We start from the raw sequence: 13,408 nt of genomic DNA, 5'->3' as shown, positions 1-13,408 counted from the left end.
CGGGCTATTCGTGTCGCTCTCGTAATCATGCTGGTCCCATATCAGGAGCCGCACGCGAAGTCGATCGACCAGCTTCGATATGGTTAACGGTGATTCGCGGAACTCAACGGCCTCATTTCGAGACCGTCACAATGAATGCGGCAGGCAATCATTCATAGAAAGCTCCAGCTTGTAACAAAAAAGCGGCGAGCTTCCATGGGTTGGCTTCGCTCTGTGGTGCACTGTCTTTTAGCCAGGCACTCATGGCCTCAAGGTAGCTCGCAAGGTCGGTGTTTTCCCATCGGACAGCGCCACTCTCGAAATCGGTTCGTATCGACGCCAGGTACTCTAGGAAACTTTGCTGATCGATTACGCTTTCAATATTCATCAATTCGTCGCCTCGTTTCATCTCAAATAGCATGAAATCGCTGTCGAGGTGAGCGAGGAACTGCCGTTTTGCTATAAAATCAATCTTAGGTAGTGCAGAGCGATGGGATGCGTTCTTTGTGGCATTTGCTACCTAATTCCGTAAATTTGCCGCCAGCACTCGCGGCATGAGCACTCATGATGTGTTGGTGGCGTTGGCGACCGGCAGTGCCGTCAAACTTTCTGCAGCCGCCTATGCCACAGACCACGCTGGCGGAAAGTTCGATGCATTCCTCCAGGAAAATTCAAGCTTTGATCCCCGCACCCCGACGACCTCTGAAGCAAAATCGCCACGGCTCTTTGAGCAATCCAATGCTTCCAATCTGAGGGGCGAGCAGGCCGATGCGTATAACCGCGCGCTGAATCCGCGGGCCAACCCCGCCTTCTCCTCCCCCATCATCGACCGTGCCGCTGAACAACGAATTCACAATCTCGCAGTGTTGCGCTCTGCCATCGCCGGACATCCTGCCGAGACCGTATCCCATTTCGCCATGAGTCATTCCGCCTTCACGTCCGCCTTGGCGCACTCGGAGGGCCGCAGCCTCGATGAATATCTGAAGCTCTATCCGCAGCCCTGACCGGCAAGCGATTTCCCGAGGAATTCAACTTGAAAAATCCGACCAATCGTTCCGTCGACACGACAACCCTGTCCGCCCAACCTCCATCTGGAAACGCGGTGATGAAGGCCAATAACCTCACATCCGGGACGTCGCCGCGGTTGTTCCGAAACCCGGCGGTCTCACCCGACAGCCCACTCCGTATCCCCGCCGGCACCGAGACCATCCTCGACATCTTCCGCAAGCCAAATTTCTCCGCGCTGCTGCAAGGAGCGAGCCGCCATTTCCTCGATATCATGCAGGACATGGCGGGCCGTGGCGTTCGCGCGGCCGGCGAAAGTTTCGCCCATCTCGAAAGCTGGTGGCGCGAGGAAGCGAAGGCCGTCGCAGCTGATGGAGTGCGCGCCAAACCCGGCGTCAAGATCACTGCCAAGGACGTGCTCGCAGCGCTCGATCGCGGCACTACCGGCAATCCCCGCAAAGACGCGGCAGTCGATGCCGCCATGCAATCCTTCTTTGCCCGCGCCGCCGAAACCTATCTGATCGAGGGCAAGGCGCCTTCACTCGATATGCGCGGCGTCTTCGAGCAGTTCCACGACTGGTTACTGTCGATCTACCGCCGCCTCGTCGCCCTCGATGTTTCTCTCGCCCCAGACGTCGCCGCCATCTTCTTCCGCATGCTCGCCTGCGACACTGCGATCGAGATGGCCCAGCAGGATGTCGGCGGCGATGAGCCCGTCTTTGCCAATGCGCAAGCCGCCGGCCTGACGCAGCCGCACTACGATCGGCTGCTGAAGCTGCGTGCGCTCGCCTCCCAGGAAGCAAAAGCCCGTCTTCTGCGGCAGATGATGGAGCCGATACGGCGAGAGAGGCGAAAGGCTTACAAGGTGGAGAAGGCTGCCGTGCGGCGCGCGGTGGAGAAGGAGATTGAAGCCACCGGCCTCTACCGCGCCATCGAATGGATGGCCAACAGCCGCTGGCTGGATAAGGAAAATCCCGCACCATCCGGTGACATCCGTTTCGACAAGGCAGCCCTTGAGGCGCGTTATGGCGCGGGCATTCTTGGCGCTTTGCCCCGCGGCAAGCACTCTCTCTATGCCGATAACGGCGGGCTCGATCCGGATATCGTCGCCGATCTCTTCGGCCTCGGCTCCGGCGATGAGATGGTGGCGGCCATGGCGCTGGCGCCGAGCCGCGACGATGCGATCACCTTCGAGGTCGAGCGCGTCATGCTCCAGCGCCATGGCGACATGCTGATCGATGGTTCCGCCGAGGAACGCGCAATCGCGGCCGTGCATAATGACAGGCGGGCCGAATGGCTGGCGGCCGAGCTTGCGGCCCTCATCGAGGTTGCCGGCTCAGGCGACGGGCTGACGGCGAGTGAGGCGAAGGCCTATGCGCTCTCGGCAACCGCGGGCATGGAGGTGGCCGATGCCATGGACGGCGCGCGCTTTCTCGCGGCGGGCCGGCGCACCGCCATCGAAGCAAACAGGCTGGGTGACGAACTGGCGCAGGATGAGGCCTGGCGCGCGAGGGCAAGCCGAAAGGCTGCCGGCGATGCAGACGCCGCCCCTCACGGACATGACGAACGCGTCACCAGGCTGATCACGGCCAAGCGCCGCCAGCTTCTCAATCACGCGATCTATGCCGAAAGCCTCGACATTATCGGCAAGGTTGAAAAATTCGAGGCCGAAGCGGAAAGCCTCGCAAGCGGTCCCGCGCGGGAAAAACTCGCCGCAGCCGTCCTTCGTGACAATGGCCGCATCGATTACCTCGGCGCGATCGATGCCCTGCTCGACCGCTACGGTCTCAGCGGCCGGGCAGATCGTCAGGCCGGAGGTCAGACGGGCGGACAGGATGGTCCGCGCGTCGCCCTCAGAAACTATAGTCTCGCCATGAAGTCGGCAGGCCGGGAAAACGAGCTTGCCATTCCCGATAGTGTGCTGATCGGCTCCGGCCGCCAGTCCTATAAGGAGATCACGCTGGAGCGCTTCCGCGCCGTCATCGCGGCGCTGAAGAATCTCGAACATGCGGCAAGGCGCGCCGGTAAGCTGATCGATGCAGACCATGAAGCCGATGTCGAGCAGATCGTTGCGAGCCTCATCGGCGCCGTGAAAAGGCCGCGACCACCTGGCCCGGCCAAAGACGAACGTACTCCCCTCGATCCGACCCGGGCGATGGATGCCCTGCTGCTTGAGCTCGACACCGCCGCCGCCGGCCCAGCCCACCGGGCCATCAAGGCGCCGATTGATGCCGCCGCAAACCGTCTGGCGCTGCGCAAACAAAAGGCCGCCGCTGATCTGGAAGCGCTCTACGATGTCTATTCCGGCGAAGAGCGCCGCCAGATGGCGAGCCGCCGCTATCTTCCGGCTCTCGGCCAGTCCCTATCGAAATGGGAGGCCATCGCCATTGCCCTGAATGCGGGCAACGAGGCCAATCGCCGGCGCCTGACGGATAGCCGCATCGAAGGCGCCCTGGACGAAGCCGGACTCGCCGCGGTGCTCGCCTCGCTCGATGCGCGCGATGCCGGCTTCGTGCAATCCGTCTGGGATTATCTCGCCGCCTTCGGGCCGGATATCGCCGCGCGCGAAAAGCGCGTGACCGGCATCGCGCCGCAATGGGTACAGCCCCTCTCAGTCAGCATTGGCGGCAAGGTGCTGAAAGGCGGCTATTATCCGCTGGCCTATGATGCCGCCGATGCCGCCCAGGACCTCGCGCAGGCCCTTGCTGCCGGCCGTTTCGTCAAATCCGCGACCGAGGCCGGTCATGGCCGGTCCCGCGTCGACCTCGCCGCCCGGCCGCTCGATCTCGACATCGCCGTGCTGCACCGGCACGTCAATCATCTCATCTACGACCTGGAATTCAGCGAACCGCTCTCGAATGCAAAGCGCCTGCTTGACGATGTCAGCCTCAAGTCGGCCTTCGAGGAGACCGGCCGTAGCGCCGAACTGGAGATCCTGCAGGCCTGGCTGAGCGAAGAGGCTGCCGGCGAATTGCGCTCCGCCGATCGTATTGGTCGCATGGCTCGCCTGACGAGAAAAAATGTCACCGCCGTCAACATGGCGAATGATCTGGCGGCTGCGTTCTCGCGCCGCTCTCGGCTCGCCGAAATCATCGCGGCGGCAGGCAGAGGCGATTTCGCGGCCGGGTTGCGAAATGCCTCCCGGCCCGGCATCGTGGAGGAGATTGTCAGCCGCTCGCCCGTCATGGCCCAGCGCCGGCACCAGCCTTTGCCCGATGCCGGGACGGCATGGGAGAGGATGGCCAATTGGCTTGCGCAGACGCTGCAATATCGCCTTATCGATATACCGGCGTGGCTCGCCCACTATCACAAGGGCCTCACCCAGCGCGGCACGGACGAAGCGAGCGCCATTGCTCATGCAGACGCGTGCATGAAACAGGCGATAACGGACCCCTTCAGCCCCGGCAGAAGCGAAACCCTGCGGCTTTTCACGTCCCTCGGCTCGCATCTCGCCGCGAAGTTCGATGCCGCTGCCGAAGCAGCGGATGCGGCCACGGCCGCCCGGCAGGGCATCTCGCTCGCCATGGATCTGACCGCGCTCGCCATGACGGATATGATGTTTGCCGCCGCCATCGGCGGGCAGCATAAAGACCCCACATGGCCGGCCTTCCTGGCACAGCAGACCGGCTACTCCGTCATGGCCGCCCTGCCCGCGATACGCGACTCAAGGGGTCCATCTGCCGGCGCCGATGGCGAGGTAAGAGCACTTGCAAATGCCATCCGCTTGTCAGGCGACGTAGACATCGTCCACCAGCATGTAACCGATATCCTCGCCGCCACCGGTCTTGCTGCGGCAGAACCAGCCGACGAGATTGCCCGCAAGGTAGATGCCGGCCTAAAGCAGATCGGTCAGCCATGATTTTCGATTTCAACTCTTCGTTCCCTATCCATGATGTCAAACAAGGAATGGCATCATGGATGAGGCAACCCGCAACGAGCTCGAAAAGCTCCATGGCAGGATCAGCGATTTGAAGGAGCGGGTCGTCTCGCTCGAAGCGCAACAGCCGCATATCAATGCGGCGTTGCTGCGCATCGAAGGCAGCGTCGAAAAGCTGGCAAACCGCATCGGCAAGGCGCTGTGGGCCGTCGTCGCCATCGTGCTGACTCCGCTTGCCGGCCTGCTGATCAAGGCAATTGCTTCGGGCGCGCTTGCGCGGTTTCTTTAATCGGTTTCTGCGAACATGGGCGCGATTTTGCGTTGGGGATGCCTGCCTCCGGTCCTCCGTCATCCTCGGGAGAGGCCAAGGATGACGTTGCGTGAGCGGCATGCGTCCGCCGAGAGAAGGCGCTGTCGGGGGCATTCCAGCAAAAGTGCGATCACCCTGGAATTCACCCAAACAACTATCCTCGCTCCATCCTGCCGCTCTCCATTCTCATCACGGGCAGCAGACATGACCCTCGTCTTTATCCGCATTCTCTTGCGTTACCTCGCCGCCATCCTCATCACCCGCGGGCTGATCGCGCCCGATCTCGGCGAGATGATCTCGCGCGATCCCGATGTCGCCATGGCGCTTCAGGTCGCCTCCGGCGCGCTCATCGCCGGCTTCGCCGAAGGCTGGTATTATCTGGCGCATCGCTTCGGATGGGCGAAATGAAGTGGCTCGCCGACCTTCTTCTCGGCGGCATCATCGAGAAATTCACCGGTCCGCTTCTGGCTGCCTATCAGGCGAAACTCGCAGCCGAAACCGACCAGCAGAAACTTGCCGCCGAAGAAGCAATCCGCGGCATCGAAGCCGCCCGCGATATTGCGGTCGCGGAAGCCGCCGACCGCTGGAGCGCCACCCGCCTTGGTCGCCTGCTCATCGTTATCCCCTTCGGCCTCTGGTGGGCGGCGATCTACATGGTGCAGATCCTCAATCCCTGGTTCGGCCTCGATTTCGTCGTCATCGACGTGCCGCCGCGCATCAATGACATGGCACTGGTGCTGATCCCCGCCATCCTCATCGGCGATGCCGGCGCTCTGCTTGCACGGCGGCTGAAACGTTAGGCGGGAGAACGCCTCAACTGTTCAGTGAGATCATCGCAGCATCAAGAGAGCGCTGGGTTGGGGGCCGAATTCCTCCGGTGACCTTGCGAAACGCCTTCGGCCGGAGCCAGGCGCTCTCTTGATACCTGTTCTCAGGCAACCCGCCGCAGGGCGGCGTCCCGGAGCACCGGCAGCATGTCTTCCGGTTCGGGGCGTCGCGTATAATCCGGGTTGACCTCGGCATAGAGAATGACGCCGTCCTGGTCTATCACGAACCGGCCGGGCATTGGCAGGGTCCAGCTCGGATCGTCGTTGAATGATGGCAGATCGTTCTTCAGGCTCTTGTAGAGATCGACGAGATAATCCGGCAGGTGGAAACGCAGCCGGAAACTGCGCGACGCCGTCATCGCCCACCTGACCATCGCCGAAGGCCTCGGCCCGCTCTTTGCACGAGTCCCGCCGCGCGACGCCGCCTGACATCATCAGCGACTTATCCGATCGTGCCCGGCGATGTCAGGCACGATCGGAACGCCTCTTCCGGAGGACATGTCAGCTGGCGTATAGGATTTGCGAACTGCCGCTCGGGGATCGAAAGAAAGCGAAGCGAATATGTCTGCCAGTCTGGCCGCAGGGCAAGAAGCCGATAGCCTGGTCACCCTGGTCTCGGCCGAGGAAAGACCTGATCTCATTCTGGCCTTCGCCGAACTCGGCGCCGCCGTCTGGCCGAAATTCATCAGCGGCGACGCTGTCGCCGTCAATTACTGGGACAGCCTCTTTTCGGAAAACCTGCGCCGCCATCAGTTTCTTGCCCTCAGCACTGACCGCGACGGAAACGAACGGGTTCTGGCAACGTCGAACAGCATCCCCTTCGCCTGGGCCGCGCCCGACGAGGATACTTCCCTGCCCGATGGCGGATGGGATGCCGTTCTCGCCGCCGGCGCGCATACCCTCGCGGCAGGCCAGAAACCCAATGCCCTTTCTGCGCTTGCCATCGTCGTCTCGCGTGCCATGCGCGGCTCGGATCTCGCCGAGCGGCTGATTGCCAACATGAAGGCGGATGCCAGAAAACATGGTTTTCAGGCTCTCGTCGCACCCGTGCGCCCGACGAAGAAGGCAGCTTATCCGCTGACCTCCTTTAAGGATTACGCAGCCTGGTCGACGCCGTCAGGCGCGCCCTTCGATCCCTGGGTGCGCAAACATTGGCAGCTCGGCGCGAGACTCGTGAAGACAGCGCCGCGTTCGATGCGGGTCGAGGCGCCGCTGTCGCAATGGACGGAATGGAGCGGGCTGCGTTTTCCAGTGTCCGGTCCGTATCATGTGGAAGGCGGCTTGGCGCCGCTGATGGCGGATTGCGCGAGCGGAATCGGCCTCTATGAAGAGCCGAATATCTGGATGCGGCATAGGCTGGAGGATGATGGACGGTGATGCTGTCGGCGGCTGACTGAAAGAGACGTCTCCGGCCACCACGCGTACTTGGTGTCGTGCGGCCTCCCTCTTCTTGTCGGCCAAAATCACCAGACTCCTTCCTCCCACCGTCCGCTTTCCCTGCGGCCTCACCCAACGATTTTTCCAACATCCCCCTCTTAGACAAAAAGCTATTTCGCTAAAGCCCGTTCGAAGCAAATTTCCTCGGGTTCAAACTTCATGAAATTTATAGATTATATCTTCGAAACTATCAGGAGGATATTCATGCCCAAAACAGCGTCCAATTCCATCGAGCTCGGCACCAAGGCCGCGGACTTCATCCTGCCGGATGCCAAGGGCGTGCTTCACAAGCTCTCGGATTTCGACGGCACGCCTGCCCTGCTCGTCGCTTTCATTTCCAACCGCTGCCCCTTCGTACAGTTGATCCGCAATGACCTCGCCGCTTTCGCGAGGGAATACGAAGCGAAAGGCCTGCGCATCATCGCAATCAACAGCAACGATGCTGAGGCGCATCCGGAAGAAAGCCTTGCGGCGATCGGCCAGGAGGTCGAAGCGGTCGGCTACACCTTCCCCTATCTGAAGGACGAGGCCCAGGCGGTTGCCAAGGCCTATGGTGCGGCCTGCACGCCGGATCTCTTCCTTTTCGATGGCAGCAGGAAGCTCGCCTATCACGGCCAGTTCGATGATGCCCGCCCCGGCAATGGCAAACCGGTCACCGGCAAGGATTTGCGCGCTGCAGCGGACGCCGTCCTCGCCGGAGCCAAACCCTCTCTGGAGCAGACTCCATCCATTGGCTGCAACATTAAATGGACCGCGGGCAACGAACCCTCCTGGTTCTCCAGCGCGGCCTGATGTCCAGCGCGGCGGCCCTGCGGCTGCCGCGCTTTTGTTACATGACCCCGAGATTTCCTGATGTCGCTGAAGCGTAAAGACTTGGCGGGCAGCGGCCCGTTGCATCTGCAGACGGACGTGCTCGTCCTCGGCGGCGGGCCGGCCGGCGCCTGGGCGGCCCTTTCGGCTGCGCAAAATGGCGCCCGCGTGGTGCTGGCCGACAAGGGCTATCTTGGCACCAGCGGCGCAACTGCCCCGTCGAACACAGGCACCTGGCTGGTGCCTCCAGGCGAAAGCCGCGCCCAGATCGTTGAGCGCCGCTGGCAGCGCACCGCAAATCTTGCCGATCAGCGCTGGATGCTGCGCACCGTCGATCAGGCCTATGAAAACCTCCTAAAGCTTGCCGAATGGGGCTATCCCTTCCCCGATGACGAGGATGGCAAGCTCTATATCGCCAACCTGCGCGGACCAGACTACATGGCCTTCATGCGCCGGCGTGTACTCAAGGCCGGCATCACCGTTCTCGATCACCACCCTGCGCTCGAACTCTATTTCGATGGCGAAGCCGTCACCGGCGCTGCCGGCATCGACCGCCAGCGTGATCGCGACTGGCGCGTCGATGCCGGCGCCGTGGTGCTGGCAACCGGCGGCTGCGCCTTCCATGAGCGCATCCTCGGGGCTGCGGCGCTGACCGGCGACGGACACCTCATGGCGGTCGAAGCCGGCGCCAGCCTCTCCGGCATGGAATTCACCGGCAAATATACGCTCGCCCCCTATGGCTCCTCGCTCAACAAGGGCCTGCCCTTCCGCTGGGCTTCCTTCTTCCGCGAGGACGGCACGCCGATCCTCGACAGCGACGGCAACCATCTGCAGAACGGTATCGGCGAGCGCGAAAGGGAAATCGCCAAAGCCATGATCGAAGCTCCCGTCTATGCCGTGCTCGATCAGGCTGAATCCGCACTGCAGGATTGGCTGCGCCGCGGCCAACCCAACTGTTTCGTGCCTTATGACCGCACCCCGGTCGATCCCTTCACCCAGATGTTCCGCGTCACCTTCCGCGCCGAAGGCACGGTGCGCGGCACCGGGGGCATCCGCATCGCCACGTCCGATTGCGGCACCGATGTACCCGGCCTCTACGTTGCGGGTGACGCCGCCAGTCGCGAACCGCTTGCCGGCGCCACGTCGGGCGGCGGTGGCCCAAATTCCTCATGGGCCATCGCCAGTGGCTGGTGGTCCGGACAGGGTGCGGCCTCCCACAGCAAACGCCGTGGCGACAAGGCGTTTCGCGCTAATTCCAGCCCTCTCGGCCGAGCGGGTCTGCGCCCCGGCGGCACGGCAAAGCCGTCGCTGACGCCCAAGGATGTCATCGACAGCGTGCGCGCCGAAGTCATCCCGCTGGAAAAGAACTATTTCCGCGAGGGCGCTCGCCTGCAGGCGAGCCAGGAGAAGCTCGACGCCCTCTGGGTCGATGTCGCAAACCACCTCGTAGGCTCCGGCGTCCACAAGCTGAAAGCGCGCGAGGCAGCAGCCATCGCCGCCTCGGGCCGCTGGTCGCTCGCTTCCGCACTCGCCCGCAAGGAAAGCCGCGGCATGCACCGCCGTTCGGATTTCAAGAGCAACGACCCGGCCTTTGCCCATTCCATCATCGTGCGCGGCGTCAATGACATCGTGGTCGCGGCACAACCGGAAGCCCGCCAGGAGATCGCATCATGATCGAAGTCGTCTCCGAAAGCCGCTGCGTGGAATGCGATATCTGCGTGAAGGTCTGCCCGGCCAATGTCTTCGACGCGACCGGCGGCGTTCCGGTCATCGCCCGCCAGGATGACTGCCAGACCTGCTTCCTCTGCGAGATCTACTGTCCGACCGACGCGCTCTATGTCGCCGAGCGCGCCGACGGCCCTCTCGCCATCACGGAAGAAGAGGTCGAGGAGCGCAATCTCTTCGGCAGCTATGCCCGCGCGCTCGGCTGGAGGCGCGGCAAACCGGGCGGATCGCAATTCGATCCCACCCACCGCATCCGCGTCGCGCAAGTCTGAATTGGAGAAGTTCATGAACCGCATCACCGTCACCGATGTCCGCAAGACCTTTCAGCTGAAGCCCGGCCAGACGGTAACGACCGATGGCCGCCCCTCCAACCGCGTCACGGTCTTGAACGGCGTCGATCTTTCCATCCGCAAGGGCGAGTTCATCACGCTGGTCGGTCCGAGCGGCAGCGGCAAATCCGTGCTGCTCGATATTATCGGCGGGCTGACGGAAGCCTCTGAGGGCGTCGTCAGTATCGATGGCAAGCGTATCGTCAAGCCGGACCCGAAAACCGGCTACGTCTTCCAGCAATATGCGCTGTTTCCCTGGCGCACGGCGCTCGCCAATATCGAATATGCACTTGAGGTCCATGGCGTTCCCAAGCGCGAGCGCACCGAGAGGGCGCGCTATTTCCTCTCCCTCTTCGGCCTCTCCGGCTTCGAGGATCGTTTCCCCAACCAGCTCTCCGGCGGCATGCAGCAGCGCGTGGCGATCGCCCGCGCGCTTGCGACCGATCCCGAAGTCCTGCTGATGGACGAGCCTTTCGCCGCCCTCGACGCCCAGACCCGCGAAATCCTGCAAACCGAGCTTTTGCGCATCTGGGAAAAGATCAACACGACCGTCGTCTTCGTCACCCACTCGATCGACGAGGCGATCTACCTCGCCGACCGCATCGTCGTCATGACGGCACGTCCCGGCACGGTAAAGCAAATCATCGATGTCGACCTGCCGCGCCCGCGCGATGGCGATATCCGGGCCAGCGCCGTGTTCAACGCCCATCGCGGCCGTGTCTGGGAAGCGCTGCGCGACGAAGTGAACAAGGCGCAGAAGAACTGGGCGCTTTCACCGGCTTACGCCCACTGAAACCGGAGAATTACTATGGCCTATGTAACCGACAAGACCGTCCTCGGCGCCGAGCTTTCTCCTGCCCGTCCGAAGCGCAGCAGCCCGCGCGCAAAACGCCGCATCGAATTCGGCGCTGCCACCTATGGCCTGCCGCTGATGGTCGTCTTCTTCGGCCTCTGGGAAATCGCGCCGCGTCTCGGCTGGCTGAACCGCATCTTCTTCCCGCCGCTCAGCGACGTGCTGGAAGCCTGGTATGCGATGCTGCTCGACGGCACGCTTTCGGCCAATATCGGCATCAGCCTGCAGCGTGCCGCAATCGGCTTCCTGCTTGCCGTCGTGGTCGCCGTTCCACTCGGCTTCCTGATGGGGCGCTATACGCTGTTTGAAAAGGTCTCCGACCTGCTCGTGCAGACGCTGCGCAACACCTCGCAATTCGCCCTGCTGCCGGTCTTCATCCTGCTGCTCGGCATCGGCGAGGCCTCGAAGATCGCCATCTGCTTCTATTCGTCGGTCTTCTTCCTGCTGATCAATACGATCTCGGGCGTTAAGTCCGTCGATCCGCTGCTTTTGAAGGCCGCCCGCTCCATGGGCACGTCGGATTTCGACATGTTCCGCAAGGTCATCCTGCCGGCGAGTATTCCTTCGATCGTCTCGGGCATGCGCCTTGCCGTCAAATCCTCGATCTTCGCCGTCATCGGCGCCGAAATGCTCGCCGCCAAATCCGGCCTCGGATTCCTGATCCAGCAGTCGCAGCTGATGATGGAAACGGCCGACATGTATGCCGGCATCATCACCATGACCGCGATCGGCCTGCTCGTGAACTACCTGCTCGTCTGGTTCGAGCGCTGGGCCACCGCCTGGAAGGGCAGCTCCGAAATCTCTCACAACTGAATGCAATACCGTTTCTGAAGGGGACACGACATGGCACGCTTCAACCCATCCATCCTGCGCCGCACGCTGCTATCGGGCATTGCGGCCCTCGCGCTCGGCAGCGCCGCCCTCACCGGCCCGGCCCTCGCCGAAGACAAGCCTGATGTGATCCGCATCGGCAGCACCGCCCCCGGCCACCTGAAATTCATCCTCGAGCGCCATAGCGGCTCGCTCGCCAAGGAATTCGAAAAGGACGGCATCAAGGTCGAATTCATCGCCTTTACCAATGGCGGCTCGGAAGCAACGACCGCGCTTGCCACGGGTGCTGTCGAATTCATCTATACCGGCAACAACCCCGCGCTGCGCGTCGCCGCCGCCGGTGCTGACGTGAAAGCCATCGGCCTCTCCAGCTTCGTCAAGGAAAACGGCTCGGCCATCATCGTGAAGGCAGATTCGCCGATCGAGTCGATCGCCGATCTCAAGGGCAAGAAGGTCGCCTATCTCGCCGGCACCGTGCGCCACTCCACCTTCGCCAAGGCGCTGAAATCCGTCGGCCTGTCGCTTAACGACATCGAATCCCTCAACCTCGCTTTCGACGCGTCCGGCCCGGCGCTGGTGCGCGGCGATGTCGATGCCGTCGTCGAAAGCGGCGATGTCGCCGCCAAGCTCGTCGAAACCGGCCAGGCCCGCGTCATCCTCGACGCGTCATCGCATCCGGAATGGTCGGCCCCCTTCCTGATCTCCGCCAATGGCGAGTTCGTGCGCAAATATCCCGATCTCGTCAAGCGCCTGCTGAAGGTCGATATCGAAACCGCACGCTGGGCCGATGCCCACCCGGAAGACACGATCAAGATCTTCGTTGACGAGACCAAGTCTTCGGAAAAGTCCGTTCGCCAGACCTATCACGATAACGTCTTCTATCAGGATCCGAAGATCACGCCTGAGGCGCTCGCTTCGCTGAAGAGCGAAGAACAGTTCATGGCCGACGCCAAACTGCTGAAAGGCTCGGTCGACTACGACAAGTGGATCGACACCAGCTTCCTCGACGCCGCCTACAAGGAAGTCGACGCCGAGCAGTCGAATTGAGCTAAGCCTCGTAAGCGAGCCGACCAAACTCTTCCGTCATGCTCGGGCTTGTCCTCCTTGAGATGGCTCAGCGCGTCAGAGAGCAGCGTGCGGTCCTGCGGCGTCCGGATCGTTGGCGAGCTCGCTCTCGTCCTCGACCCTCTGCCGCTCCACGGCGTGCGCAGCCGCTATATCCGCACTGCGCTCGCTGAAATAGCCGTTGATTTCGTCAGTCTCAGGTCGTGTAGCTGCACATAGCCGCGACCGCAGAATCGCACGCCGTCGCCGGGCTGCGTGTTGCCGAGGCGTCTTGCCACATCCGGCCACTGCTCCTGCGGATCATACATCTTAAAAAGGAATTGCCGCCCCATTCCTTGATCGGCTGCACGGTTCTGCCGG

The 13,408-nt window shown here is 62.4% G+C and carries 13 protein-coding genes and 1 pseudogene; 12 read left to right on the top strand and 2 right to left on the bottom strand.

What is annotated here, in order from left to right:
• Window positions 1-148 precede the first annotated feature (148 nt).
• A complete protein-coding gene (locus tag EV281_RS16345) occupies window positions 149-367 on the bottom strand; it encodes a hypothetical protein (RefSeq protein ID WP_132654111.1) in 219 nt (72 codons plus the stop codon).
• 187 nt (window positions 368-554) lie between these two features.
• Here EV281_RS16345 and EV281_RS16340 point away from each other — a divergent pair, with 187 nt between their 5' ends.
• The 5 genes from EV281_RS16340 (at window position 555) to EV281_RS16320 (ending at window position 5,971) form a co-directional block, all read left to right on the top strand.
• The gene (locus EV281_RS16340; RefSeq protein WP_132654110.1) at window positions 555-983 is read left to right on the top strand and encodes a hypothetical protein; all 429 of its coding nucleotides are present in this window, start codon (window positions 555-557) and stop codon (window positions 981-983) included.
• Between the two features lie 101 nt (window positions 984-1,084).
• On the top strand, window positions 1,085-4,843 hold the full coding sequence (locus tag EV281_RS16335; protein ID WP_132654109.1) for a hypothetical protein: 3,759 nt from the start codon (window positions 1,085-1,087) through the stop codon (window positions 4,841-4,843).
• A gap of 55 nt (window positions 4,844-4,898) precedes the next feature.
• Complete coding sequence (locus EV281_RS16330) at window positions 4,899-5,150, top strand: hypothetical protein (protein ID WP_132654108.1); 252 nt, start codon at window positions 4,899-4,901, stop codon at window positions 5,148-5,150.
• Window positions 5,151-5,375: 225 nt separating this feature from the next.
• Window positions 5,376-5,579, top strand: a complete 204-nt coding sequence (locus tag EV281_RS16325; RefSeq protein ID WP_132654107.1) for a hypothetical protein — start codon at window positions 5,376-5,378, stop codon at window positions 5,577-5,579.
• The gene (locus tag EV281_RS16320; protein WP_132654106.1) at window positions 5,576-5,971 is read left to right on the top strand and encodes a hypothetical protein; all 396 of its coding nucleotides are present in this window, start codon (window positions 5,576-5,578) and stop codon (window positions 5,969-5,971) included. The genes EV281_RS16325 and EV281_RS16320 overlap by 4 nt, the downstream gene beginning before the upstream one ends.
• 131 nt (window positions 5,972-6,102) lie before the next feature.
• Here the strand turns inward: EV281_RS16320 and EV281_RS16315 are convergent.
• Window positions 6,103-6,348: pseudogene (locus EV281_RS16315) on the bottom strand (AhpC/TSA family protein); the annotation flags it as partial.
• A gap of 211 nt (window positions 6,349-6,559) precedes the next feature.
• Here EV281_RS16315 and EV281_RS16310 point away from each other — a divergent pair.
• The 7 genes from EV281_RS16310 (at window position 6,560) to EV281_RS16280 (ending at window position 13,030) form a co-directional block, all read left to right on the top strand.
• A complete protein-coding gene (locus EV281_RS16310; RefSeq protein WP_132654105.1) occupies window positions 6,560-7,375 on the top strand; it encodes a hypothetical protein in 816 nt (271 codons plus the stop codon).
• 264 nt (window positions 7,376-7,639) lie between these two features.
• Entirely contained in the window at window positions 7,640-8,227 is a 588-nt protein-coding gene (locus EV281_RS16305) for a thioredoxin family protein (protein ID WP_132654104.1), read from the top strand.
• Between the two features lie 60 nt (window positions 8,228-8,287).
• Window positions 8,288-9,919, top strand: coding sequence for an FAD-binding protein (locus tag EV281_RS16300; protein WP_132654103.1), 1,632 nt, complete (start codon window positions 8,288-8,290; stop codon window positions 9,917-9,919).
• A complete protein-coding gene (locus tag EV281_RS16295) occupies window positions 9,916-10,242 on the top strand; it encodes a 4Fe-4S dicluster domain-containing protein (RefSeq protein WP_132654102.1) in 327 nt (108 codons plus the stop codon). The genes EV281_RS16300 and EV281_RS16295 overlap by 4 nt, the downstream gene beginning before the upstream one ends.
• A gap of 13 nt (window positions 10,243-10,255) precedes the next feature.
• The gene (locus EV281_RS16290; RefSeq protein ID WP_132654101.1) at window positions 10,256-11,092 is read left to right on the top strand and encodes an ABC transporter ATP-binding protein; all 837 of its coding nucleotides are present in this window, start codon (window positions 10,256-10,258) and stop codon (window positions 11,090-11,092) included.
• A 15-nt stretch (window positions 11,093-11,107) separates the two neighbouring features.
• On the top strand, window positions 11,108-11,965 hold the full coding sequence (locus EV281_RS16285; protein ID WP_132654100.1) for an ABC transporter permease: 858 nt from the start codon (window positions 11,108-11,110) through the stop codon (window positions 11,963-11,965).
• A gap of 30 nt (window positions 11,966-11,995) precedes the next feature.
• Window positions 11,996-13,030 carry an aliphatic sulfonate ABC transporter substrate-binding protein gene (locus EV281_RS16280; RefSeq protein WP_132654099.1) on the top strand — a complete coding sequence of 345 codons (1,035 nt, stop codon included), beginning with the start codon at window positions 11,996-11,998 and terminating at the stop codon, window positions 13,028-13,030.
• The last annotated feature ends 378 nt before the right edge of the window (window positions 13,031-13,408 follow it).

This window comes from Rhizobium sp. BK418 (assembly GCF_004341105.1).
Lineage (GTDB): Bacteria > Pseudomonadota > Alphaproteobacteria > Rhizobiales > Rhizobiaceae > Rhizobium.
This window is presented reverse-complemented; position numbering and strand designations above follow the sequence as displayed.

What these genes read in the sequence shown, in the direction of transcription:
- EV281_RS16345 (WP_132654111.1), bottom strand. Translation starts at nt 367, where the DNA reads ATGAATATTGAAAGCGTAATCGATCAGCAAAGTTTCCTAGAGTACCTG.
- EV281_RS16335 (WP_132654109.1), top strand. Translation starts at nt 1,085, where the DNA reads ATGAAGGCCAATAACCTCACATCCGGGACGTCGCCGCGGTTGTTCCGA.
- EV281_RS16330 (WP_132654108.1), top strand. Translation starts at nt 4,899, where the DNA reads ATGGATGAGGCAACCCGCAACGAGCTCGAAAAGCTCCATGGCAGGATC.
- EV281_RS16325 (WP_132654107.1), top strand. Translation starts at nt 5,376, where the DNA reads ATGACCCTCGTCTTTATCCGCATTCTCTTGCGTTACCTCGCCGCCATC.
- EV281_RS16320 (WP_132654106.1), top strand. Translation starts at nt 5,576, where the DNA reads ATGAAGTGGCTCGCCGACCTTCTTCTCGGCGGCATCATCGAGAAATTC.
- EV281_RS16310 (WP_132654105.1), top strand. Translation starts at nt 6,560, where the DNA reads ATGTCTGCCAGTCTGGCCGCAGGGCAAGAAGCCGATAGCCTGGTCACC.
- EV281_RS16305 (WP_132654104.1), top strand. Translation starts at nt 7,640, where the DNA reads ATGCCCAAAACAGCGTCCAATTCCATCGAGCTCGGCACCAAGGCCGCG.
- EV281_RS16300 (WP_132654103.1), top strand. Translation starts at nt 8,288, where the DNA reads ATGTCGCTGAAGCGTAAAGACTTGGCGGGCAGCGGCCCGTTGCATCTG.
- EV281_RS16295 (WP_132654102.1), top strand. Translation starts at nt 9,916, where the DNA reads ATGATCGAAGTCGTCTCCGAAAGCCGCTGCGTGGAATGCGATATCTGC.
- EV281_RS16290 (WP_132654101.1), top strand. Translation starts at nt 10,256, where the DNA reads ATGAACCGCATCACCGTCACCGATGTCCGCAAGACCTTTCAGCTGAAG.
- EV281_RS16285 (WP_132654100.1), top strand. Translation starts at nt 11,108, where the DNA reads ATGGCCTATGTAACCGACAAGACCGTCCTCGGCGCCGAGCTTTCTCCT.
- EV281_RS16280 (WP_132654099.1), top strand. Translation starts at nt 11,996, where the DNA reads ATGGCACGCTTCAACCCATCCATCCTGCGCCGCACGCTGCTATCGGGC.